Below are 23,804 nucleotides of genomic sequence, written 5' to 3'. Positions count from 1 at the left end.
CGCGCGATCGCATCGTTGAAATCATACATGTGCGCGCCGGGAATGCCGAAGACGGTATCCACGCCATTGGCAATCAGCGACTTGGCCATTATTTCGCCGGTGGTCATGCGGGGCATGGGATCATCCTGTTCTGTAATTCCGAGGCTCACTAAGGTTGATTTTCGCTCACGCCTGCATGGTCATGTTCAAGGTCGATATCGCTCTCATGCCGATGTTCTGCCGCAGGCCTTGCAAGCTTTACTGGTTGAAGACGTCTCCCAACGGACCGGTTTGATTGCTCCGGCATCATGCTGCCTTCACATCCGGATCTGCTGAAGTTCATCCAGCAGGTCGAGCAGCAGGTCCAGCTTCTCGCGGCCGAACTCCGCCTCGACAGTGGCGAAGATCTGGGCGTTGCGTTGGCGATGTCTGGCAATCAGTGTCTTTCCCGCTGCCGTGACACTGACCAGGGTCCGGCGCCGGTCGGCTTCGTCCGTCTTCCGTCCGACCAGCCCGTCGCTCTCCATCGAACGCAGGATCCGCGTCAAGCTTGGCAGCTGAAGGCAGGCGGCCTGGGCAATGGCTGTCTGTTCCATTTCTCCGGCCTCGTCGACAACCCGGAGCACCCGCCACTGCTGCTCCGAGATACCGCTTTGCTGCAGCATCTCCCGGATCGGAACCATGATTCGCTCGCGCGTGCGCAGAAGAGCGATCGGCAACGAGCGCGATGTCGGTCCGAATTGCGAGGAGCCGTTTGCCGGCCTGGAATCTGGCTTGTCCATATTCTCTCTGACACTCCGCGGTTGGGCGTGTCTGACATTGCGATATAATCATTGACAAGGCAACTAATTTTACTTAACAAAGCAATTATTCGGGAGGATAGCAGCATGCCGCATTTCCATATCGATTATTCCGCAAACCTCGAGGAGAGGCTTGAGATCGCGGATCTTCTGGTCGCGCTTCGAGATGCGGCGATGGAGACCGGCATCTTTCCGCTTGCCGGCATCCGCATCCGCGCCACCGCCTGTGATCACTGGCTCATCGCTGACGGCAATCCCGATCATGCGTTCATGGATATCTCCATTCGCCTGCGCGCCGGCCGCGCCGCAGAAGCCAAGAAACGGGCCACCGGGCACATCTTCGCGGCCGCCGAAGCCTTCTGTGCCGAAGCGATGGCGACATCCTCTTTCATGTTGTCGCTCGAGATGCGCGACATCGATTCCGAGCTGAGCCCAAAGGCCAGTTCGATCCGCAAATATCTTCCGGGAGACGGCAAATGAGCGAACTTTCCACCCATCTGGCCAAACTCGAGGCTCACCTGGCCCGTTACCGCGACAAGGGCATCCTCAACCTGATCGGCGGGCAGGATGTCGCTGCATCCGCAACCTTCGAGACACGATCCCCGGTCGATGAAAGCCTGATTTGCACTGTTGCCAGAGGCACTGACGCGGACATCAATGCCGCCGCCAAGGCCGCCAAGGCCGCGTTTCCCGCCTGGTCTGCCATGAGCGGGGAAGCCCGCAAGAAGATCCTGCACAAGATCGCCGACCTCATCGTCGAGCGCGCCGAGGAAATCGCGCTGTGCGAATGCTGGGACACCGGTCAGGCCTACCGCTTCATGTCCAAGGCAGCCCTGCGCGGAGCGGAGAACTTCCGCTACTACGCCGATCTGGCCCCAAGCGCCCGCGACGGTCAGTCGCTGCCGACCAAGACCCATCTGAACATCACCAGCCGCAGCGCGATCGGCCCGGTCGGCGTCATCACCCCGTGGAACACGCCGTTCATGCTGTCCACCTGGAAGATTGCTCCGGCTCTCGCAGCCGGCTGCACCGTGGTGCACAAGCCCGCAGAGTTCAGCCCGCTGACCGCGCGCATCCTCGCCGAAATCGCCCATGAGGCGGGCCTCCCCGCAGGCGTATGGAACCTGGTCAATGGCTTCGGCGAAGACGCCGGCAAAGCCCTGACCGAACATTCTGACATCAAGGCCATCGCATTTGTCGGTGAAAGCCGCACCGGGTCGATGATCATGAAACAGGGCGCCGACACCTTGAAGCGCGTCCATTTCGAACTCGGCGGCAAGAACCCGGTCATCGTCTTCGATGATGCCGATCTCGACCGCGCGCTCGATGCCGCGATCTTCATGATCTACTCGCTCAATGGCGAGCGTTGCACCTCCTCGAGCCGGCTGCTGGTCCAGGAAAACATCGCCGACGAATTCGAGAGCAAGCTCGCCGAGCGCGTCAACAACATCAAGGTCGGCCACCCGCTCGACCCGACCACCGAAATCGGTCCGCTGATCCACAAGGTGCATTTCGACAAGGTCACCGAATATGTCGGCATCGGCAAGACCGACGGGGCGAAGCTCGCCGCCGGCGGTGACCGGATCGGCGATGCGGGCTGGTTCATCCAGCCGACGCTGTTCACCCATGCCAACACTTCGATGCGCATTGCTCAGGAAGAAGTCTTCGGCCCGTTCCTGACCTCTATCCGTTTCAAGGACGAAACAGAGGCGCTGGAGATCGCCAACGACGTTCAGTACGGCCTGACCGGCTACATCTGGACAAATGACGTCACCCGCGCGCTGCGCTTCTCCGATGCGCTGGAGGCCGGGATGATCTGGGTGAATTCCGAAAACGTGCGTCACCTGCCCACGCCTTTCGGCGGCGTCAAATCCAGCGGCATCGGCCGTGACGGCGGGCAATGGTCGTTCGAATTCTACATGGAGCAGAAGAACGTGGCCTTCGCCCTGGGTCAGCACAAGATCCAGCGCCTGGGCGCCTGAGGAGGAAAGATCATGGGAGAAATAGTCCTCGCAGCAAAATGCACCCACGTTCCGACGATGTTGATGTCGGAGCAGGATGGACCGGTGAAGGGCAAGCGCCAGGCGGCGATCGATGGTCATATCGAAATCGCCCGCCGCGCCAGGGAGCTCGGTGCCGATACGGTGGTGGTCTGCGACACTCACTGGGTGATCAATGCCGGCTTCCACATCAACGCCAATGAGCGGTTCAAGGGCGTTTTCACGTCCAACGAATTTCCGCAGTTCATCCAGAACCTCGAATACGACTACAAGGGCAACCCGTCGCTTGGCGATGCCATCGCCAGATGCGCCTCCGAAAGGGGTGCCTACACACTCTCGCACCATCTCGACAGCCTTGAGCTCGAATACGGCACGCTGGTGCCGATGCGGTTCATGAGCCGGGCGCACGAGATGAAAGTGGTCTCGATCGCCGCCTGGTGCACCGTGCATGGCCATGACGAAAGCCGGATCGTCGGCGAGGCGATTCGTGAGGCGGTCGAGGCCTCCGACAGCAAGGTCTTGCTGGTCGCTTCGGGCTCCCTGTCCCACAAGATCTGGCCCAACAAGGATTATGCCGCCAACAACGGCACCTTCACCATCAGTTCGGAATTCAACCGGCAGATGGACCTTCACGTGCTGGAAATGTGGAAGAACGGTGATCACGCCACCTTCCTCAAGATGCTCGGCGACTATGCCAATTTCTGCTGCGGCGAAGGCTCCATGCACGACACGGCCATGCTCTACGGCGCGCTGGGCTGGGATACATACGACGCCAAATGCGAAGTCGTCACCGAGTATTTCCCGTCTTCCGGCACCGGACAGACAAACGTCATTTTCCCGGTCATCTGAGCCGGTTGGAGGAGAGACCCATGGCCATTCCCGCAGCAAACCTGAACCCGCCCTTCAACATCGTCCGGCTCAGCCATACCGAACTGCGGGTCACCGACCTTGCCTGGTCGCGCGGCTATTATGTCGACACGCTCGGCCTGCAGGTGACCCATGAAGACGCAGAGACAATTTATCTGCGTGCCATGGAGGAACGCGGCCACCATTGCATGATCCTGAAGCAGGCGGCGCAGCCTTCGGTCGGGGTGCTCGGCTTCAAGCTCTGGAGTGAGGAGGATCTCGACAAGGCCGAAAGCTGGTTCAGGTCACGCGACCTGCCCACCTCATGGATCGAGCGCCCGTTCATGGGCCGGGTGTTGAGCACGCGAGATCCCTTCGGCGTTCCCCTGGAATTCTACGCCAGAATGGACCGGCTGGAGCCGATCCATCAGAAATACAAGCTCTACCGCGGCGTCAAACCGCTCAGGATCGACCACTTCAACCTGTTCTCTTCCAATGTCGACGAGAGCGTCAAATTCTATGGAGACATCGGTTTCCGTGTCACCGAATACACCGAGGATGCGATCACCGGCCGCAGCTGGGCTGCATGGATGCACCGTAAGGGCGGCGTCCACGACATCGCCTTCACCAATGGCACCGGCCCGCGCCTGCACCACACCGCGTTCTGGGTGCCGACACCGCTCAACATCATCGATCTTCTCGATCTGATGTCGACAACCGGTTACCTCGCCAATGTCGAACGCGGCCCCGGCCGTCACGGCATCTCGAATGCCTTCTTCCTCTACATCCGCGACAAGGATGGCCATCGCACCGAGATCTATTGCTCTGATTATCAGACCATCGACCCCGATCACGAGCCGATCAAGTGGGACCTCAAGGATCCCCAGCGCCAGACGCTTTGGGGCGCACCCGCCCCGCGCAGCTGGTTCGAACTGGGATCGGAGTTCGAAGGCGCGGAGCTGGTGGAAAGCGACCTGAAATCGCAACCCATCATCGCCCCGTGAGCGTGCCGGCAAGGCCTGAATCAGTCCGGGCGAATCCGGACCTGCATCGGAGGACGAGATGAACCTTGCAACATTTACCGCCGGCGGACAGCAATTTTGGGGTGCGGTCGCGGATGCCGGCATGATCGCGTTGTCACCGGATTTCCCGCAATGGGAAACCCTGCGCAACGTCATAGAGGCCGGTGCGGTGCAAGCCGTTCTGGATGCGGCCGCGGGCAAGCCCGTCACCCATGCCACCGGAACGTTCGGCTGGGATATCCCGGTGCCGGACCCGGAGAAGATCATCTGCGTCGGCGTCAATTTTCCGGACCGCAATGCCGAGTACAAGGACGGCCAGGAAGCACCACCGAACATGAGCCTGTTCATCCGTTTCCCGCGCTCCTTCGTCGGCCACGAGACGCCACTGACCCGGCCGCCCGAAACCCCCCAGCTCGACTATGAAGGCGAAATCGCGATCGTGATCGGCAAGGGCGGTCGCCGGATCCCGGAAGCAGAGGCCCTGTCCCACATCGCAGGCCTGACCCTTTGCAATGAAGGCACGCTTCGCGACTGGGTGCGGCACGCGAAATTCAACGTCACCCAGGGCAAGAACTGGGACGGCTCAGGCGCTATGGGCCCCTGGCTCGTGCCCTTCACCGACCCCGCCCAGATTGTCGATGTGCACTTGCAGACCCGGGTCAATGGCGAGATCCGTCAGGACGACCGCACCGGCCGCATGCTCTTCCCCGTGGCCCGGCAGATCGCCTATATCTCGACCTTCACCACGCTCGTGCCCGGTGACATCATCGTCACCGGGACCCCGACCGGCGCCGGAGCCCGTTTCGATCCGCCAGTCTGGCTGGTGCCTGGCGATTTGATCGAGGTCGAGGCCGACGGCATCGGCACCTTGCGCAACGGAGTGGTCGACGAATGACGCCGGATCAGATCGTAGAAGCCGCTGCACGTCTGTTTGAAGCCGAGAAGACCGGCACGCAATGCGGCCTCCTGAGCCTTACCTATCCGGGCATGACCCTGGACGACGCCTATGCGGTGCAATCAGCCCTGATTGCAAGCAAACGTGCCGCCGGTCTTGGCGTCATCGGCTGGAAGATAGGACTGACCAGCCGGGCCATGCAGCAGGCGCTCGACATCACCACGCCCGACAGCGGCGTGCTGCTCGAAGACATGCTGTTTGCAAACGACGCGGCAATCCCCGCTGGGCGGTTCATCCAGCCGCGCGTCGAAGCCGAGATTGCCTTCATCATGAAGACCGGTCTCGCCGGCACGAACGTGACCCGCGACGATGTGCTCGCTGCCACCGCTTATGTCGCACCCTCGCTCGAAATCCTCGACACCCGCATTCTCCGGGCAGACCCGGAAACCGGAAAAGCGCGGATCATCACCGATACCATCTCCGACAATGCCGCCAATGCGGGCATCGTTCTGGGCAGGGAACGCAATGCCATCGACGCGTTTGATCTGCGCTGGGTCGGCGCCATCGTCAAGCGAGACGGCGTGGTCGAGGAAACCGGCCTTGGCGCGGGTGTCCTCAACGACCCGGTGACGGGCATTCTCTGGCTGGTCCATCGCCTGGCCCGGTATGGCGACGGCCTGGCGGCGGGCGACATTGTTCTGTCAGGCTCCTTCATCCGCCCGATCGAAGCGCCTTCAGGCTCGGTTTTCGAAGCTGATTTCGGCGATTTCGGTTCGGTCTCCGTCTCATTCACCTAAGGATTTTTCCATGCCCGCTCCCGTAAACACGCTCAAACATCGCCTGCAGGCCGGTGAGACCTTGATCGGTTGCTGGCTCGGCATGGCCGAGCCCTATCTGGCCGAGATTTCAGCCACTGCCGGGTTCGACTGGCTGCTGATCGACGGCGAGCATGCGCCCAATGATATCCGATCGATGGCTGCGCAACTGGCAGTGCTCGACGCAGGCGGCGCATCGACGGTGATCCGCCTGCCCGACGATGATCCGGCCAGGATCAAGCAGGCGCTGGATATCGGCGCGCAAACTTTGCTCATTCCGATGGTAGAGAGCGCGGGGCAGGCCGAACGCATCTACCGCGCCACCCGCTACCCTCCGCTCGGGTTCCGTGGTGTCGGCTCCGCCCTCGCCCGGGCATCGAAATTCGCAGCTATTCCGGATTACCTGACCACGGCCGACGACCAGATCTGCGTGCTGGCCCAGGTGGAAAGCCGGGCGGGCCTTCAAGCGCTGGACGGGATACTGGCCAACGACGGCATCGACGGCGTGTTCATCGGCCCCTCTGACCTTGCCGCCGACATGGGTCATATCGGCAGGCCGGCGGAGCCAGCCGTCAAGGAGGCTGTGTTAGATGCGCTGAGGCGCATTCGCGCCGCAGGCAGGATCGCCGGCGTGCTGTCCATGGATCCCGCCTACATCACCGATTGCAGGGACGCAGGGGCAAACTTTCTGGGAGTCGGCATCGACGTCACGCTGTTTGCAGGCGCCATGCGGGCCCATGCCAGCAAATTCAAGCAAAGCACCTGAGCCCGGTCACAATCAGGAGGTACACTCGACGGTTCAGCGACTGCCTCTGGGCCAGAGGAAGCTATTACAGCCGCTCATGGCCAGGTTTGCGGTCAAAGCGAATCGCGCAGGCGCCCGACCCATCCCTTCTTGACCGACGCCTCTTCGCTCACCGGCTCTTCCGCGACCGGCTGCGGGCCGACGATTTCACTGAACCTGGTGAAGAATTCCCCGGCAAGCTTCTTTGCCGTGCCATCGATCAGACGGCTGCCGAGCTGGGCGATCTTGCCGCCGATTTCAGCCGACACGGCATAATTGAGGATGGTCGCGTCTCCATCGGGCACCAGGTCCACCTTGGCTCCACCCTTGGCGAAGCCGGCCATGCCGCCCGAGCCTTCCCCGCTGATGGTATAGCCGTTCGGCGGATCGAGATCCGACAGTGTCACCTTGCCGGTGAAGCTCGCCTTGACCGGTCCAACCCGAAGCGTGACCTTGGCGTTCATCTCGGTGTCAGACGTTTTCTCGATCGATTCGCAGCCCGGAATGCACTGGCGCAAGACATCTACGTCGTTGAGTGCGGCATAAACTTCCTCGCGAGACGCTTCGATACGTTGTGTTCCGTTCATTTCCATCTTTTTTGTCCTTGCCAGAATGTGCGTCAGAGAGTGCGTTGACCGCGGCGGCGGATTTCGATCATTTCAGCCACGATCGAAAAGGCGATTTCGTCCGGCGTGATGGCCCCGATATCGAGGCCCGCCGGCGCGCGAATGGTTTCGAGCCGCGCAGGCGGAATGCCGCTTTCGACCAGATCTGCCTTCAGGGCAGCGGCCTTCTTGCGCGAGCCGACAAAGGCAAGGTATTTGGAAGGTGCCTGTACCGCGGCCTTGAGCGCGGCACTGTCGCCGCGGCCCTGGGTGGCGATCACCAGATAGTCCCGCTCGCTTCCATCTGCCGGAACCGCGTATCCGTCGATCAGCCGGTCAGCTTCCGCGAATGCAGCGTGGTCCGCGACCGGTGCGCAGATGGTGATGAAAAACCCCATGCGCCGGGCAAGGTCGACCAGCGCGACGGCGACGGGCGAAGCGCCACATATCAACAGGTTCGGTCTGGGCAAGACGGGCTCCACAAACACATCCATGGTTCCCTGGCTCGGGCACATGTTCTTGGCGTAGACGACACCTTCACGGGTTTCGCCGGGCTTGACCTGATGCGATGACAGTTGCTCATCAGGCTGGATGCTGACAAGCCGCGACTGGCCGTCGGCCAGCGCTTCCCGTGCCGCCTTGAGCACGGCGCCGCGGGCACAGCCGCCGCCGATCCAGCCTTCGGTGATGGTACCGTCGGCAAGGATCACGGCCTTGGCCCCGGCCTTGGCCGCGGTGACCGACACCGTTCGCACCACCGTCGCCAGCGCGAAAGGCTCGCCTTTGGCCTTGTAGTCGTTCATCAGATCCAGAATATCGGCGTGTTGCGGCATGATCATATCCTCGCCAGATAGGGTTCAAGGCATTTGAGGCTTTCAAGATTGTGGGCCGGAGCGAACAGGTCGACATAGGGAAGCGCCGCCTTCATGCCGGCGGCCTCCGGCGCGTAACCCTGCCAGCCGATCATCGGGTTGAGCCAGGCAATGCGGCGGCAACGACGGCGCAGGGCCTGCATCTCGGTCCCAAGGTTCTCGGCCGGGCCGGTGTCGTAGCCATCCGAGACGATCATCACGCAGGTGCGCGAATGAATGCAGCGCTTGGCGTGCCAGCGATTGAAGGTGGCGAGGCTTTCGCCGATCCGCGTGCCGCCGCCGGTGCCCTGCGCCAGCAACGACATGCGCTCCACCGCGCGTTGCGGGTTACGCTCGCGCAATGCCGGCGAAATGTGGATCAGGCGGGTGTGAAAGACGAAGGCTTCGGCTTCGCGGAAATTGTCGAGCACGCCGTGCATGAAGCGCAGGAAGACCGCGGAATAAAGGTTCATCGACCCCGAGGCATCGAGCAGGACCACCAGCCTCAGCGGCTTATCCTTGCGCTGTCGCCGCACCAGCTCCAGCGGCGTGCCGCCATGGGCGATGCTCTTGTGAATGGTTCGGCGCAAATCCAGCCGCTGGCCCGAGCGCCGCGCGTGCATCCGGCGCGTCAGTCGCGCGCGCATGCTCTTGGCAAGCCGCTCGGCAAGCAGGTGCGCTTCCGCCAGATCCTCGGGCCGGGTGAGGTGCCGGAAGTCGGTTGTCGACAGCAGCTCGGTCCGTGACGCGCCTTCGCGCTTGGATTGGCCGGTTTCGGAAACCTCGCGTCCCTCGCCGCGTTCGACATCGTCGGCCAAGTCGCTTTCGCCAAACCCGCGCTGGCCTGCCGTCTGGGTCTGCAGCCCCGGAGGCGAGTTCTGCGGCGCGCCTGAGATCCGTGTCGCCGATTTCATCCCGCGTTGCAGCCACCAGGCATCAAACAGCTCGTCAAATTTCTCCCAGTCCGATTGCCGGCTGCAGAACAGGGATTTCAGCGCCGGCCTCAAGCGGGAAGGGCGGGCTGCATCGCCGCTGGCCAGAACCGTCAACGCGTCGCGGGTTTCAGCCAGACCGGCGATAAAGCCATTGTCGCGCAGGAGCCGGGCAAAGCCATTGAGTTTGGTTATGGCGCCCGCGGCGAGCGGATTTTCTGCTGCAAGCGCATGGCTCATCTCAGGCCACCTTGCCGAGCAGGCGGTCGGAGACTTCGCGGGTCATGCGGGACTTGTCCTCGGCGGTCTTGATCAGGCACATCAGCGTTTCATGCACCGCTTCGGGCTCATCGCGCAGGTGGCGGATATCAAGCCCGGCCAGCGTCGCGGCCCAGTCGAGCGTCTCGGCGACGCCGGGTGTCTTGCGCAGCTCTTCCTTGCGGATCAGGCTGACCATGTTGGCGATCTGCAAGGCCAGGTCGGTGTCGATGCCCGGCAGCCGCGACAGGATGATCCGGGCTTCCCGGTCGACATCGGGATAGTCGACATAATGATAGAGACATCTGCGGCGCAGCGCGTCACTGAGTTCGCGGGTACCGTTCGATGTCAGGATGACGCGGGGGATGGTGGTCGCCGTGATCGTCCCCAACTCGGGGATCGAGACCTGGAAATCCGAGAGAAGCTCGAGCAGGAACGCCTCGAACTCCTCGTCCGCCCGGTCGACTTCGTCGATGAGAAGCACCGGCGCCTTATCCTGCCGGATCGCCGCCAGGAGCGGTCGTTCCAGCAGATAGGTCTCGCTGAAGATATGCTCCTCGACCTGGGACGCATCCGTGCCTTCGCGCGCCTTGATGGCGAGCAATTGCCGCTGGTAGTTCCACTCATAGAGCGCCGCGCTCTGGTCGAGGCCTTCGTAACATTGCAGCCGGATCAGCCGCGTGTCGTGGGCCAGCGCCAGGGCGCGCGCCACTTCGGTCTTGCCCACGCCTGCCTCGCCTTCCAGCAGCAACGGTCGTTTGAGACTGTCCATCAGCCACACCGCCGTCGCTAGGTCGCGGTCGGGAATATACCCGACCGCGGCCAGTTCGGTGGCGACCTTTTCCTGAGGGATTTTCACCGGTGTTTCCCCGCGCCGCTCTTTATGTGTGCAGGCCCAGCTTCTGGCCCACGGTCCACAGACGCCATGCATCATGCGGCATCTGGATGTGCCCGGCGCCAAGGAAGGCATAGGCATCGTTGACGGCATTGGAGAAGCACGGAACCCCGCCGACATGCGGGCTTTCACCCACGCCCTTGGCGCCGATCGGATGGTGCGGCGACGGGGTCACCGTGAAATCGGTCTCCCAGTTCGGCGTTTCCACGGCGGTGGGCAGGAAGAAATCCATGAAGGACGCACCCATGACGTTGCCGTGCTCGTCGTAACGGATTTCCTGGCCCATGGCGCAGGCAAAGGCTTCGGTGAGCCCGCCATGTACTTGGCCCTCGATGATCATCGGGTTGATGCGCGTGCCGCAATCATCAAGCGCGTAGAAACGCCGTGTTTTTGCGACACCGGTGTCGACGTCGATGTCCATGACGCAGAAATAGGCGCCGAAGGGATAGGTCATGTTGGGCGGTTCGTAATAGTTCACCGCTTCGAGCCCCGGCTCCATGTTCGGCGGCGGCGCATTGTACGCAGCCCAGGCGATTTCCTTCATGGTCTTGAACTTTTCCGGCAGGCCCTTGACCCGGAACCGGTCGACATCCCATTCGAGATCGCCCTCATGCACTTCGAGCATGTGGGCGGCGATCATCTGCGCCTTGGCCTTGATCTTGCGGGCAGCGACCGCCGTCGCCGCACCCGCCACCGGCGTGGAGCGCGAGCCGTAGGTGCCGAGACCGTAAGGAGCTGTGTCGGTGTTGCCTTCCTCGATCATGATGTCGTCAGCGGGAATGCCGATTTCAGTGGCAATGATCTGGGCGTAGGTGGTCTCGTGGCCCTGCCCCTGGCTCTTGGTGCCCATGCGGGCGATCACCGAACCGGTGGGGTGGATGCGGATTTCGGCCGAATCGAACATGGCGATGCCGAGAATGTCGCAGTTCTTGGCGGGCCCGGCGCCGACGATCTCGGTGAAGAACGAGATGCCGATGCCCATGATCTCGCGGGTTTCGCCGCGCTTGAACGCCTCGCGCTTCTGCGCCTGCTCCTCGCGCAACTCCTTATAGCCGATCGTGTCCATCGCCTTCTTCATGGCGGTGTGGTAGTCGCCGCTGTCATATTCCCAGCCAAGCGCCGACTTGTACGGAAACTGCTCGGGCTTGATGAAGTTCTTGATACGCAGTTCAGCCGCATCCATGCCCAGCTTGTCGGCCAGCAGTTCGACTGCCCGCTCGATGGCGAACACAGCTTCGGTGACACGGAACGAGCAGCGATAGGCGACACCGCCCGAAGCCTTGTTGGTGTAGACCCCGTCAACCGCCAGATGCGCCGTCGGGATGTCATAGGAACCGGTGCAGATGTTCATGAAGCCGGCCGGCCATTTCGACGGATCGGCGCAGGCATCAAAAGCGCCATGGTCGGCCAGCACATGTACGCGCATGGCCTGGATCTTGCCGTCCTTGGTGGCGGCGAGTTCCGTCGTCATGTGATAGTCGCGGGCAAACGAGGTGGTGGAGAGGTTCTCCATCCGGTCTTCGACCCACTTGACCGGCACGCCCAATACTATGGAGCCGACCACCGAGCAGACATAACCGGCATAAGCGCCAACCTTGTTGCCGAAGCCGCCGCCGATATCGGGTGCGATGACATGGATCTTGTGCTCGGGAAGGCCCGAAATCAGCGACACCACGGTGCGGATGACATGCGGCGCCTGGAAGGTTCCCCAGAGTGTCAGTTCACCCTTGACCTTGTCGAAGGACGCCACCGACTGGCAGGTTTCGAGTGGTGACGGATGGGTTCGGTGATCGACCAGCATTTCCTTGATGGTCACATCGGCATTGGCGAAGACCGCATCCGTGGCCTCCTTGTCGCCGATGGTCCATTCGAAAATGTGGTTGGGGTGTTTGCGCGGGCCGTGTGCGCCTTCCATCTTGTCCTGAATGTCCTCGCGCAGGATCGGCGCGTCGGCGTCCATAGACTTGAACGGATCGACGATGCAGGGCAGCGCTTCATATTCCACGTCGACGAGTTCGGTGGCGTCCGAGGCGATGTAGCGGTCCTCGGCAATGACGAAGGCCACTTCCTGGTTCTGGAACAGCACCTTTTCCTCGGCCAGAACCGCCTGGACGTCGCCGGCCAAAGTCGGCATGTAATGCAGGCCCAGCGGCTTGAGGTCAGCGGCGGTCAGCACCGCAACGACACCCGGCAGAGCCTTGGCGCGGCTGGTGTCGATGCTCTTGATGCGTGCGTGGGCGTGCGGCGAACGGACGAAGTCGCCAAACAGCATGCCCGGCAGTTTCAGGTCGTCGACATAGCTGCCCTTGCCTTGCGTGAAACGGACGTCCTCGACCCGCTTGCGCTTGCAGCCCATGCCCTGTAGTTTTTCGGTCCGTTCGGCGCGGTCCTGATCAATCTTGGTCTGGTCGTTCATTCTGCGGCCTCCTGAAACGGGGTTCCGTTGATCTTGGCTGCGGCATACTGGATCGCCTTGACGATGTTGACGTAGCCGGTGCAGCGGCAAAGATTGCCGGCGATGCCGTTGCGGATTTCGTCTTCGGTCGGAGCCGGGTTCTCCTTGAGCAGGCGATGCGCCCGCAGGATCATGCCCGGCGTGCAATAGCCGCACTGGAGGCCGTGCATCATGCGGAAGCCTTCCTGAAGAGCGCTCAGCGTTCCGTCAGGATTGGCCATGCCTTCGATGGTGGTGATGCTGGCGCCATTGGCCTGGACCGCGAAGGTCATGCAGCTCTTGACCGACATGTCGTCCATCTCGACGGTGCAGGCGCCGCAGTGGCCGGTGTCACAGCCGATATGGGCTCCGGTGAGATTCTGCTGTTCGCGCAGGAAGTGGATCAGCAATGTGCGCGGCTCGACCAGAGCCTCGACCTTCTTGCCATTGATGGTCAGTTCGATGTGTGATTTTGCCATTGGTAATCTCCCCCTCAACCCTTGGCGCGGGACTGGGCCCGCTCAAGTGCACGCCGCATCATGACGCCCGCCATTTTCGTTCGGTACTCGGCAGGTCCGCGCATGTCGGACGCCGGCTCGGTAATCGCTTCGGCGGCGGCCACGGCTGCATCCACCGACGCCTTGTCGAGGCTCGTGCCGACCAGCATGCTTGCGGCCTCGGACGCCCACAGCGGGGTTTCCGATACGTTGGTCAGGCCGATCGATGCGCTGGTGCACTTGCCGCCTTCCATCGTGATGACGACGGCGGCGGCCGCGGTGGCATAGTCGCCAACCTTGCGCTTGAGCTTCTCGTAGGCGTAGCCGTGGTCCGGAGACGGGATCGGGATACGGACCGCGGTCAGGATCTCGCCATGCTCCAGCGACGTGAAATAGGCGCCCTGGTAGAAATCGCGGGCCGCGATTTCTCGGCTGCCATCCGGTCCGGTCACCGAGTAGCTTGCCCCCAGGCACATCATCAGCGCCGGCATGTCGTTGCCGGGATCGCCATTGGCGACATTTCCGCCGAACGTGCCCTTGTAGCGAATCTGCGGATCGGCGATCAGCCGCGACGTCTCGGCGATGATCGGCAGATGCCGCGCCAGCTCGTCAGAATTGATCAGCTCATGCTGGGTGGTCATGGCGCCGATGATCACATCGCCGCCCTCGACCGAAATCCCCTTGAGATTGCCGATACCCGACAGATCCACAAGGTGCTCCGGTGAGGCCAATCTGGTCTTCATCAGCGGTATCAGGCTGTGCCCGCCTGCAAGAATATTGGCTTCCTCGCCCAGTCGGGAAAGCAGCCCCACTGCATCCTCAACAGTCGCTGGACGATGATAATCGAATGTGCCTGGTATCATTCTAGCTCCTCCCAAAGCATGCAAATGAAAGAACGGCTTCTCGATCAATCAGGCAGACTGATGTCTTTGCCACTCTCACCAGCGCTTAGAAGAGACCTTAAAGGCGCAAAGGGGAACCGCCTCCGACACCCGGAAGCCGCGCATTTTCACGAAATACGCGCTGCCTGCACGAACTGCGTCAATATGGCTGACATAATTTCAGGTCGCGTCGGAACATTCATGCATCTGAAACTCTGCCAGTTGCTGCCGCAGCTCGCCCACCCTGGCCCGGCTGATCGGCACGGTGCGGCGCACTTGCGATTCAAGCTCCACCACGGCGGCATCGCCGGACTTCTTCATCCGTCCGGCGTGAGCGAGGTTGACGATGTGGCTTCTGTGGGTTCGGTAGAAAGGCGGCTTGGGAAGCCGCCGGGAGACTTCGGTTATCGACAGCGAACAGAAAAGGTCGTCACGCCCGTTGAAGACGTAGGTGTAATGGGCATTGGCATGCACGGAAATGACTTCTGCGGCGGCGATGTGAAACCGGTCGCCATTCTTTTCGATCGGCAGAAGGTTGGCTGAAGCCTGCATACCAGCCACGGCCGTTTCATCACCACTCTCCTCGGTCTCAAGCTCATGGAAATCGTCGGCAACCTCCTCGCCGCCCCTGCGCCGCTGCTCGCCATGCTCTCGCGAGCTCCCCTTGGGCACAAGCGTCAACATGAAAACCCCGGAGATTGCAAAGGCAACGAAACTGACAATGACGGCCAGGGTGTCGCTCGACATGAAAGAAGTTGCGGTCACCGGTTCGGCAAACGAGAAATCGAAGCTCGTGCCTTCCATGGCGGTGTAGTGCATGCCCGAGACCGCACAGCCAAGAAATATCGCACAGACAAACAAAGGTGGCCGCCGCTCGGCCATGAACGCCAGCCAGATCGCCAGGCCCGAAGCTGTGACCGCGATGACGAAACTGCCGACAACATAGACCGGGTCATAGCTCAGCCTGGCGCTGGAATGCAGGGCGATCATGCCCACATAGTGCATGGTCGTGATACCCAATCCCATCACCACCGCAGCTATGCCGAGCAGATTCAGGGAACGCAGGCTGGCCAGGTAAATGGCGATACCGGTGACCAGCACGCAAAGCAGGAACGAAACCAGCGTCGGTAGGACCAGATAGTCGACATCCGACGCCATCCCCATCGACAGCATGCCGATGAAATGCATGCTCCAGATCCCCACTGCGAGAGTGATGGCGGAACCGGCAATCAGCAGGCGCCGGTTGAGTGCGAAGGCCCCAGGGATGCGCAACGCCAGGCTGAGCCCCACATAACTGGCCTGAATCGCGACAAGGACCGAAAGCGCAATCAGGTAGTGATTGTGGCTCGATGACATCAAGGGTTGACCCCGTTGATCTGATTGCTGGACGGATACTCGATCATGGTTTCAGGCTAGCACAACTTCCTGATTGAATTCCATTGGCGCGACTACCGGCAAAACGTCCATCCGACGAAGGCTGGATCACAGTGTTTGCGCCACTTACCGTTCTTGGCGCGCGGCAATTCTTGTAAAGCCTTGTGAATTTCGTCTAACGTCCAAACCAACCGACGGCGCTGCGAATCCATACGGATGCGGTGCATACCAGGAGGATTCGCGATGAGCGATGCAAAAGTCCGCAACATGGAAGAGTTCGCCGCCTTGAGCGGGATCTCGCGGCCCACCGTGTCGAAGTATTTCAACGACCCCGACAGCGTGCGTCCCACCACGCGCGCACGGATCGAGGAGGCATTGGCGCGCTACGATTACCGGCCCAACATCTTTGCAATGAACCAGAACCGCAAGCTGACCAAGAATGTCGGCATTGTGGTTCCCTATCTCGCCGATCCGTTCTTTGCCGAGATGGCGCGCCGTCTCGAGCAGCGCTGCATTGCTGCCGGATACCGGCCAACGCTCTACAGTGCGCATGGGCAGAAGGATCTGGAGATCGATATTCTCGACAGCCTGCGTTCGCTCAAGCCGGCGGGCGTGTTGCTTGCGCCGCTTGGCCGCGCATCGGATCGGTTGGAGATAGAGAAATTCTGCAGGGACGTGCCCACGGTGCTGTTTGACAGCAACATCGAAGGCATGGGGTCTGCCTTTGTCGGATCCGACAATTTCAGCTTCGTCTCGCAGACGGTGGAGTATCTCACCCGCACCGGTGCGCCACCGGCCTTCTTCGAGATGGCGACACCGGCCAATCCAAATGCCAACAAGCGCCGGATTGCCTATGTCGAGATGATGGACAGGCTGGGCTTCGAGCCAAATGTCGTCAGCGTTGAGGGGCAGGGCTGGGCATTCGAGGAGATCGGGCGGAACGGTGCACTGGAGGTTCTGACTTCGGGCCGGCTGAACTCCAACGCAGTTTTGTGCAGCAATGACCGGCTTGCGATCGGGTTCCTTTCGGCTTGCTACGAGATGGGAATGCGCGTCGGACGGGACCAGGATTGCGCGTTGCGTGTTGCCTCGAATGACGATCATCCCTTCTCGCGGTTTACCTGCCCCGCGCTGACAACCGCCGCTCATGACTACGACAATGTCACCAGCCGCACTGTCGAAACACTCGTCCAGCTCGTCGAGAGCGGCGGGCGGTTGCCAAGCCGGACCGAGACCCTGTTTCCGGCCCGGCTCATCCTGCGCGCCTCCGCCTAAATTTTTCGCGCGTAAAATTTATATTGACCGCGCGATAAGTTTGAGGGTACCGTTGCCTCCTAACATCCAGTTTAGGGAGGATTAGGATGTCTTTGAGGAACGCATTTCTTGCGGCGACTGCACTCGCGCTTGTTTCAACAGCAGCCCAGGCAGAAACCATTACCATCGCAACCGTGAACAACGGCGACATGATCCGCATGCAGGGTCTGACGGACGATTTCACAACCAAGACCGGCCACACCGTCGAGTGGGTCACACTGGAGGAGAATGTTCTTCGCCAGCGCGTCACAACCGACATCACCACCAAGGGCGGCCAGTTCGACATCCTGACAATCGGCATGTACGAGACCCCGATCTGGGGCGCCAATGGCTGGCTGATTCCGCTCGATGATCTTTCCGAAGATTACGATGTCGACGATATCCTGCCGGCAATGGCCGGCGGCCTGAGCCATGACGGCACGCTCTATGCGGCGCCGTTTTATGGCGAAAGCTCGATGATCATGTACCGCACCGACCTGATGGAAAAGGCCGGAATGGAAATGCCGGAAGCACCCACCTGGGAGTTCATCCGCGAGGCTGCGGCCGCGATGACCGACCGTGACAACGACATCAACGGTATCTGCCTGCGCGGCAAGGCCGGCTGGGGTGAAGGCGGCGCCTTCATCACCGCGATGTCGAACTCTTTTGGCGCGCGCTGGTTCGACATGGACTGGAATGCACAGTTCGACACGCAGCCATGGGCCGACACGCTCAACTTCTACGTCGGCATGATGAACGAGTCCGGTCCGGCAGGTTTTGCTACCAACGGCTTCAATGAGAACTTGTCGCTGTTCCAGCAGGGCAAGTGCGGCATGTGGATTGACGCCACAGTGGCGGCATCTTTCGTGACCAACCCGAATGACTCCACCGTGGCCGACAGCGTTGGCTTCGCGCTTGCGCCTGACAACGGACTGGGCAAGCGTTCCAACTGGCTCTGGGCCTGGGCACTGGCGATCCCGGCAGGTACGGCCAAGGAAGCGGCCGCCAAGCAGTTCATCGAATGGGCGACCTCGAAGGATTACATCGAGCTTGTTGCCGAAAAGGAAGGCTGGGCCAATGTACCGCCCGGCGCACGGACGTCTCTGTATGAGAATCCGAACTACCAGGCTGTTCCCTTCGCCAAGATGACCCTCGAGTCCATCCTGTCGGCGGACCCGAACAACTCCACCGTCGAGCCGAGCCCCTATGTCGGGATCCAGTTCGCGGCCATTCCGGAGTTTGCCGGTATCGCGACCGAAGTCAGCCAGGAGTTCTCGGCAGTCTATGCAGGTCAGCAGACTGTCGAGGAGGCGCTTGAAAAGGCGCAAGCGATCACCAACGACGCCATGGAAGCAGCGGGCTACCGCTAAGTCTTCCTCCCGGGACCGGGAGGCGGCGCATGCCGTCGCCTCCCGGTTCTCATACACTCGTACACGGTTCCGCTAAAGTCGGTATGAAACAGGCCAATCCCCCTGGCATCAGGGGACCGGCCTCAGAGGATTTGTGTCATGGCGACCCAACATTCCCGATCCGCAGCCCGGTTCATGATGGCGCCGGCGGTCATTCTCCTTCTTGGATGGATGCTCGTCCCGCTTGTAATGACCCTCTGGTTTTCGTTCCGCCGATTCCTGCCCAACCGCCCCGATATCGTGCCCGGCTGGGTCGGTTTCGACAATTATGTGCGGTTCGTCACCTCGAGCGCTTTCTGGCCAAGTGTCCAGACCACGCTGATAATCGTTGGCGGCGCTCTGTTGATCACCATCGTGCTCGGTGTGCTTCTGGCGTTGCTTCTTGACCAGCCGATGTGGGGCCAGGGCGTTGTGCGTATCCTTGTGATCGCACCTTTCTTTGTCATGCCGACCGTTTCTGCGCTGGTCTGGAAGAACATCTTCATGGATCCTGTCAATGGCCTGTTTGCCCACCTCTGGCGAGCGTTTGGCGCGGAACCCGTGGTCTGGCTCAGCGATGCGCCCCTGTTCTCCATCATCCTGATCGTATCCTGGCAATGGCTGCCCTTTGCCACGCTGATCCTGCTGACGGCGATCCAGTCGCTCGACAGCGAGCAGTTGGAAGCATCGGAGATGGATGGCGCGCCGCCGCTGTCGCGTTTCTTCTACATCATTCTGCCGCACCTGAGCCGTGCCATAACGATCGTTATTCTGATCCAGACCATCTTCCTGCTGTCGGTCTTTGCCGAAATCTTCGTCACCACAGGCGGAGCCTTCGGGACACGCACGCTGACCTATCTGATTTTCCAACGGGTGCTGGAAAGCCAGAATGTCGGGCTCGGCAGTGCGGGCGGTGTCTACGCAATCATTCTCGCCAACATCATTGCCATCTTCCTGATGCGCATTGTCGGCAAGAACCTGGACGCGTGAGGAGATAGCGCCATGTCCCGAGCCGTTACCACCCGCCGCAAGACGATCAACACAGTGCTCGCCTGGAGCATTGGCTTCCTGATCTTCTTCCCGATCCTCTGGACGATCCTCACCAGTTTCAAGACCGAGGCGCAGGCGATCAATGATCCGCCGCTGTTTCTGTTCTTTGACTGGACGCTCGAAAATTATGCCGTCGTTCAGGAGCGCTCGGACTATATGCGTTTCCTGTGGAACTCAGTGATCATCGCAGGCGGATCAACGCTCATTGGCGTGATGATTGCGATCCCCGCGGCATGGTCGATGGCATTCGTGCCGTCGAAGCGGACCAAGGATATCCTGCTCTGGATGCTCTCGACCAAGATGCTTCCGGCAGTTGGCGTTCTCTACCCGATCTACCTGATTTTCATCGAGCTGGGGCTGCTTGATACGCGCATCGGGCTGGTGGTGGTGATCATGCTGATCAACCTTCCGATCATCGTCTGGATGCTCTACACCTACTTCAAGGAAATCCCCGGCGAAATCCTTGAAGCCGCCCGGATGGATGGCGCGTCGCTGCGCGAGGAAATCATCTATGTGCTGACCCCCATGGCGGTGCCGGGTATTGCCTCCACCATTCTGCTGAACTTCATTCTGGCCTGGAACGAGGCGTTCTGGACGCTCAATCTGACCGCCGCGCAAGCGGCGCCGCTGACCGCGTTCATTGCCAGCTACTCAAGCCCGGAAGGCCTCTTCTACGCCAAGCTCAGCGCGGCATCGACAATGGCGATCGCGCCGATTCTCATTCTGGGCTGGTTCAGCCAGAAGCAACTCGTCCGGGGCCTGACCTTCGGCGCCGTGAAATAGGGAACCAATTCAATGGGACGCATTGTACTCGACAAGGTGACCAAGCGCTTCGGCTCGGTTGAGGTCATTCCACCACTGGATCTGACCATCGAAGATGGAGAGTTCACGGTCTTTGTGGGACCCTCTGGCTGCGGAAAATCAACCCTGCTGCGGCTGATTGCCGGGTTGGAGGATCTCAGCTCCGGCAAGATCGAAATTGACGGCTCGGATGTCTCTGCTGTTCCGCCGGCGAAACGGGGCCTGGCGATGGTGTTCCAGTCCTATGCGCTCTATCCGCATATGTCGGTTCGCAAGAACATCGCCTTTCCGCTGCGCATGGCCAAGCTTGACCAGGCGGAGATTGATCGGCGCGTTTCCAACGCAGCACAGGTTCTCAATCTCACCGATTATCTGGATCGGCGGCCCGGCCAATTGTCGGGCGGCCAGCGCCAGCGGGTTGCGATCGGCCGCGCCATCGTGCGCGAACCATCAGCGTTCCTGTTTGATGAACCGCTCTCCAACCTTGACGCGGCGCTGCGTGTGGGAATGCGGCTCGAAATCTCCGAACTGCACAAGCGGCTCGAGACCACGATGATCTATGTGACCCATGATCAGGTCGAGGCAATGACAATGGCTGACAAGATCGTCGTCCTGCGGGCTGGCAACATCGAACAGGTGGGCAGCCCGCTTGACCTCTACAACCAGCCCCGCAACCGCTTCGTCGCCGGGTTCATCGGCTCACCCAGGATGAATTTTCTCGAGGGGGCCGTGGCGGCAAAACATGGGGCCCATGCGATCGGCTTCCGTCCAGAACACCTCGGACTCTCTCTCACCGAAGGCGAGTGGAAAGGCAAGGTGGGCGTGGCCGAACACCTTGGCTCCGACACATTCCTGCATGTGCATCCAGAGAATGGCGGCGAGACCATTACGGTTCGTGTCGACGGTGAATTCAGCGCCCGTCACGGTGATATTGTCTACCTGACACCGATAGCTGACAAGATCCACCGCTTTGCAGCAGACGGGTTGCGGATCCAATGATGCGGCTGGCTGATAAATCCGCCATGATCACGGGTGCCGCCCGCGGCATCGGACGGGCTTTTGCGGAAGCCTATATTCGCCAGGGTGCCCGCGTGGCGATTGCCGACATCGACCTCGCCAATGCCCGGGCGGCGGCGGCAGAACTGGGTGACGCCGCCATTGCGGTTCACATGGACGTGTCTCAACAAGAAAGCATCGACCGCGGCGTTGGCGATACAGTTGCAGCCTTCGGCGGCATCGACATACTCGTCAACAATGCGGCGATTTTCACCGCCGCGCCGATTGTCGAGATCGATCGGGCCGATTACCAGAGGACCTTCGACATCAACGTCTCCGGCACGCTGTTCACGCTTCAGGCGGTTGCGCGTCACATGGTTGAACGCGGCAACGGCGGCAAGATCATCAACATGGCCAGTCAAGCCGGTCGCCGGGGCGAACCGCTCGTCGCGGTCTATTGTGCAAGCAAGGCCGCGATCATCAGCCTGACCCAGTCAGCCGCTTTGAACCTCATCGCCCATGGCATCAACGTCAACGCGATATCGCCGGGCGTCGTTGATGGCGAGCATTGGGACGGTGTCGATGCCTTCTTTGCAAAATATGAGAACAAGGCCTCAGGCCAGAAGAAGAGGGAAGTCGGCGAGGCTGTTCCATACGGACGGATGGGCACCGCCGAGGATCTTTGCGGTATGGCCGTTTTTCTCGCGAGCGCCGATGCAGATTACATCGTCGGCCAGACCTACAATGTCGATGGCGGACAATGGCTGAGCTGATGGACACGCATGGAAGGGGGCAAAGCCCCCTGAAGCTCGCCAACGCGACACTGGCCAATCTGCCCGACCCGGTTCAACGTCCGCTTTACGATCGTTCGGCATTGTCGCCGGGCATCGTGCATGTGGGCCTGGGAAATTTCCATCGCGCCCACCAGGCATGGTACCTCCACCGTCTGATGCAGCAGGGGCATGCGCTGGACTGGGCAATCATAGGTGCAGGGGTACGCGCCTATGATGACGTCATGCGCGAGCGCCTTCTAGCCCAGGACTGCCTGACAACGCTCATCGAACTCGATCCCGGCGGCACCTCGGCGGAGGTGGTTGGTTCGATGATTGACTATCTGCCGATCGAGGACGGAAACGGACCGTTGATCGCCGCGATGGCGAAGCCGCGAATTCGCATAGTTGCCCTTACCATAACGGAAGGGGGCTATTTCATCGATCCCGGAACTGGCACCTTCGACAGCTCTCATCCCGACATTCGCCATGATGCAGACCATCCCGCGGCACCTCGCACAGCTTTCGGTGCGATCATCGCGGCGCTGAAACTGAGGCGCGACAATGGACACGGCCCATTCACGGTACAGAGCTGCGACAATCTTCAGGGCAACGGCACCATAACCAGACGAACCGTCCTGGGTCTCGCACGGCTTTCCGACCCCGGCCTTGCCGACTGGATCGACAGTCACTGCTCATTCCCGAATTCCATGGTTGATTGCATTGTACCCGCCACGGGCCCGAAAGAAATCAGCCTTGCCCGTCAACTTGGCATCGCTGACGCCGCTCCGGTAACTCATGAAAATTACCGGCAGTGGGTGATGGAAGATGAATTCTGCGCCGGCCGGCCGGATTGGGACCGTGTCGGCGCGATCTTCACCGCCGACGTGCACGATTTCGAGACAATGAAGATACGCATCCTCAATGCCGGGCATCAGGTGCTCGCCAATGCGGGCGAACTTCTCTCTGTCGAAACGATTGCGGATTGCATGGCGCATCCGGTCCTGTCGGCTTTCTTCACAAAGGTGCAGCGCCAGGAGATCGCACCCTATGTCCGGCCGGTTCCGGGCATGGATCCGGCCGGCTATGTCGAGCTGATCGAAAGACGCTTTTCCAATCCTGAAATCCATGACACCACGCGGCGCGTTGCCTTCGACGGCTCATCGCGACATAGCGGCTTTGTGCTGCCCATTCTGCGCGACGCTCTGGAGGCGGGCGGACCCATTGAAGGCCTCAGCCTCGTGGAGGCCTTGTGGGCCCGCATGTGCGCGGGAACACGGGACGACGGCTCCACCATCGAGCCGAACGATCCGCAATGGGAGAGGCTTGCAAAGGCAGCCCTGGAAGCACGCGGCAATCCGCAATCCTGGCTGGCCCAGCGGGAAATCTACGGAGATACGGCATCCGACCCGCGCTTCATGCAATCCTTTGCCGACTGGTTGAATTCGCTTTGGCGGAACGGAACCGATGCTACCCTTCAAGCCTACATCGGCTCTACCGCACCCAACCGCGACTGACGGACAAGGCCGCTCGAAGAAGGCTTGCCGGCAGCCTCACGCGCAATTCCGAAACAAATACGGGAACCGCTTGACCTTACAGTCGCTGGAAGCCCTAGAGTCCCATGAAGTCAGGAAGGAT

Annotated in this window: 24 protein-coding genes; 14 read left to right on the top strand and 10 right to left on the bottom strand. The window is 60.9% G+C overall.

Annotated elements, in window-relative coordinates; genetic code table 11:
* Nucleotides 1-116, bottom strand: a 116-nt coding sequence (locus GTW23_RS23055) for a thiamine pyrophosphate-binding protein (RefSeq protein WP_252917693.1), incomplete at its 3' end; no start/stop codon positions are given.
* 180 nt (nucleotides 117-296) lie between these two features.
* Nucleotides 297-761, bottom strand: coding sequence for a homoprotocatechuate degradation operon regulator HpaR (gene hpaR, locus GTW23_RS23050; protein ID WP_252917691.1), 465 nt, complete (start codon nucleotides 759-761; stop codon nucleotides 297-299).
* Nucleotides 762-866: 105 nt separating this feature from the next.
* On the opposite strand from hpaR, the gene GTW23_RS23045 reads away from it, so the two are divergent.
* The 7 genes from GTW23_RS23045 to GTW23_RS23015 are packed head-to-tail and all read left to right on the top strand — an operon-like array spanning nucleotide 867 to nucleotide 7,123.
* Entirely contained in the window at nucleotides 867-1,259 is a 393-nt protein-coding gene (locus GTW23_RS23045; RefSeq protein WP_252917690.1) for a 5-carboxymethyl-2-hydroxymuconate Delta-isomerase, read from the top strand.
* Nucleotides 1,256-2,761 carry a 5-carboxymethyl-2-hydroxymuconate semialdehyde dehydrogenase gene (hpaE, locus tag GTW23_RS23040; RefSeq protein WP_252917689.1) on the top strand — a complete coding sequence of 502 codons (1,506 nt, stop codon included), beginning with the start codon at nucleotides 1,256-1,258 and terminating at the stop codon, nucleotides 2,759-2,761. The genes GTW23_RS23045 and hpaE overlap by 4 nt, the downstream gene beginning before the upstream one ends.
* 12 nt (nucleotides 2,762-2,773) lie before the next feature.
* Nucleotides 2,774-3,628, top strand: a complete 855-nt coding sequence (gene hpaD / locus GTW23_RS23035; protein WP_252917688.1) for a 3,4-dihydroxyphenylacetate 2,3-dioxygenase — start codon at nucleotides 2,774-2,776, stop codon at nucleotides 3,626-3,628.
* A 20-nt stretch (nucleotides 3,629-3,648) separates the two neighbouring features.
* On the top strand, nucleotides 3,649-4,629 hold the full coding sequence (hpaD, locus tag GTW23_RS23030) for a 3,4-dihydroxyphenylacetate 2,3-dioxygenase (RefSeq protein WP_252917687.1): 981 nt from the start codon (nucleotides 3,649-3,651) through the stop codon (nucleotides 4,627-4,629).
* A 58-nt stretch (nucleotides 4,630-4,687) separates the two neighbouring features.
* The gene (locus GTW23_RS23025) at nucleotides 4,688-5,542 is read left to right on the top strand and encodes a fumarylacetoacetate hydrolase family protein (RefSeq protein ID WP_252917686.1); all 855 of its coding nucleotides are present in this window, start codon (nucleotides 4,688-4,690) and stop codon (nucleotides 5,540-5,542) included.
* The gene (hpaH, locus tag GTW23_RS23020) at nucleotides 5,539-6,339 is read left to right on the top strand and encodes a 2-oxo-hept-4-ene-1,7-dioate hydratase (protein ID WP_252917685.1); all 801 of its coding nucleotides are present in this window, start codon (nucleotides 5,539-5,541) and stop codon (nucleotides 6,337-6,339) included. Before GTW23_RS23025 ends, hpaH begins: the two co-directional genes overlap by 4 nt.
* 10 nt (nucleotides 6,340-6,349) lie before the next feature.
* Entirely contained in the window at nucleotides 6,350-7,123 is a 774-nt protein-coding gene (locus GTW23_RS23015; protein WP_252917684.1) for an aldolase/citrate lyase family protein, read from the top strand.
* A gap of 92 nt (nucleotides 7,124-7,215) precedes the next feature.
* On the opposite strand, the gene GTW23_RS23010 is transcribed toward GTW23_RS23015, so the two are convergent.
* From GTW23_RS23010 to GTW23_RS22975, 8 genes are all read right to left on the bottom strand, one after another.
* Nucleotides 7,216-7,734 carry an SRPBCC family protein gene (locus GTW23_RS23010; protein WP_252917683.1) on the bottom strand — a complete coding sequence of 173 codons (519 nt, stop codon included), beginning with the start codon at nucleotides 7,732-7,734 and terminating at the stop codon, nucleotides 7,216-7,218.
* Nucleotides 7,735-7,760: 26 nt separating this feature from the next.
* Nucleotides 7,761-8,579 carry an XdhC family protein gene (locus GTW23_RS23005; RefSeq protein ID WP_252917682.1) on the bottom strand — a complete coding sequence of 273 codons (819 nt, stop codon included), beginning with the start codon at nucleotides 8,577-8,579 and terminating at the stop codon, nucleotides 7,761-7,763.
* A 2-nt stretch (nucleotides 8,580-8,581) separates the two neighbouring features.
* On the bottom strand, nucleotides 8,582-9,769 hold the full coding sequence (locus tag GTW23_RS23000; protein ID WP_252917681.1) for a vWA domain-containing protein: 1,188 nt from the start codon (nucleotides 9,767-9,769) through the stop codon (nucleotides 8,582-8,584).
* A gap of 1 nt (nucleotide 9,770) precedes the next feature.
* The gene (locus tag GTW23_RS22995) at nucleotides 9,771-10,640 is read right to left on the bottom strand and encodes an AAA family ATPase (RefSeq protein ID WP_425494100.1); all 870 of its coding nucleotides are present in this window, start codon (nucleotides 10,638-10,640) and stop codon (nucleotides 9,771-9,773) included.
* 28 nt (nucleotides 10,641-10,668) lie between these two features.
* Nucleotides 10,669-13,098 (bottom strand): aerobic carbon-monoxide dehydrogenase large subunit, encoded by a 2,430-nt coding sequence (locus GTW23_RS22990; protein WP_252917679.1) that lies wholly within the window; start codon nucleotides 13,096-13,098, stop codon nucleotides 10,669-10,671.
* Entirely contained in the window at nucleotides 13,095-13,595 is a 501-nt protein-coding gene (locus GTW23_RS22985) for a (2Fe-2S)-binding protein (RefSeq protein ID WP_252917678.1), read from the bottom strand. The genes GTW23_RS22990 and GTW23_RS22985 overlap by 4 nt, the downstream gene beginning before the upstream one ends.
* 14 nt (nucleotides 13,596-13,609) lie before the next feature.
* Nucleotides 13,610-14,476 (bottom strand): FAD binding domain-containing protein, encoded by an 867-nt coding sequence (locus GTW23_RS22980; protein ID WP_252917677.1) that lies wholly within the window; start codon nucleotides 14,474-14,476, stop codon nucleotides 13,610-13,612.
* Between the two features lie 198 nt (nucleotides 14,477-14,674).
* Nucleotides 14,675-15,850, bottom strand: coding sequence for an MHYT domain-containing protein (locus tag GTW23_RS22975; protein ID WP_252917676.1), 1,176 nt, complete (start codon nucleotides 15,848-15,850; stop codon nucleotides 14,675-14,677).
* Between the two features lie 261 nt (nucleotides 15,851-16,111).
* Between GTW23_RS22975 and GTW23_RS22970 the strand changes: the two genes are divergently transcribed.
* The 7 genes from GTW23_RS22970 (at nucleotide 16,112) to GTW23_RS22940 (ending at nucleotide 23,683) form a co-directional block, all read left to right on the top strand.
* Nucleotides 16,112-17,143 carry a LacI family DNA-binding transcriptional regulator gene (locus GTW23_RS22970; protein WP_252917675.1) on the top strand — a complete coding sequence of 344 codons (1,032 nt, stop codon included), beginning with the start codon at nucleotides 16,112-16,114 and terminating at the stop codon, nucleotides 17,141-17,143.
* An 86-nt stretch (nucleotides 17,144-17,229) separates the two neighbouring features.
* Entirely contained in the window at nucleotides 17,230-18,531 is a 1,302-nt protein-coding gene (locus tag GTW23_RS22965; protein WP_252917674.1) for an ABC transporter substrate-binding protein, read from the top strand.
* 138 nt (nucleotides 18,532-18,669) lie between these two features.
* Nucleotides 18,670-19,539, top strand: coding sequence for a carbohydrate ABC transporter permease (locus GTW23_RS22960; protein ID WP_252917673.1), 870 nt, complete (start codon nucleotides 18,670-18,672; stop codon nucleotides 19,537-19,539).
* A gap of 12 nt (nucleotides 19,540-19,551) precedes the next feature.
* The gene (locus GTW23_RS22955) at nucleotides 19,552-20,382 is read left to right on the top strand and encodes a carbohydrate ABC transporter permease (protein WP_252917672.1); all 831 of its coding nucleotides are present in this window, start codon (nucleotides 19,552-19,554) and stop codon (nucleotides 20,380-20,382) included.
* 12 nt (nucleotides 20,383-20,394) lie between these two features.
* A complete protein-coding gene (locus GTW23_RS22950) occupies nucleotides 20,395-21,399 on the top strand; it encodes an ABC transporter ATP-binding protein (protein WP_252917671.1) in 1,005 nt (334 codons plus the stop codon).
* Nucleotides 21,396-22,169: an L-iditol 2-dehydrogenase gene (locus GTW23_RS22945; protein ID WP_290129089.1), complete on the top strand. Its 774-nt coding sequence runs from the start codon at nucleotides 21,396-21,398 to the stop codon at nucleotides 22,167-22,169. Before GTW23_RS22950 ends, GTW23_RS22945 begins: the two co-directional genes overlap by 4 nt.
* Nucleotides 22,157-23,683 carry a mannitol dehydrogenase family protein gene (locus tag GTW23_RS22940; RefSeq protein ID WP_252917669.1) on the top strand — a complete coding sequence of 509 codons (1,527 nt, stop codon included), beginning with the start codon at nucleotides 22,157-22,159 and terminating at the stop codon, nucleotides 23,681-23,683. The genes GTW23_RS22945 and GTW23_RS22940 overlap by 13 nt, the downstream gene beginning before the upstream one ends.
* The last annotated feature ends 121 nt before the right edge of the window (nucleotides 23,684-23,804 follow it).

Source organism: Parahoeflea alexandrii (genome assembly GCF_024105735.1).
Taxonomy (GTDB): Bacteria; Pseudomonadota; Alphaproteobacteria; order Rhizobiales; family Rhizobiaceae; genus Hoeflea; species Hoeflea alexandrii.
Note: the sequence above shows the minus strand (reverse complement) of the source record. Positions and strands in the feature narration are given on the sequence as shown.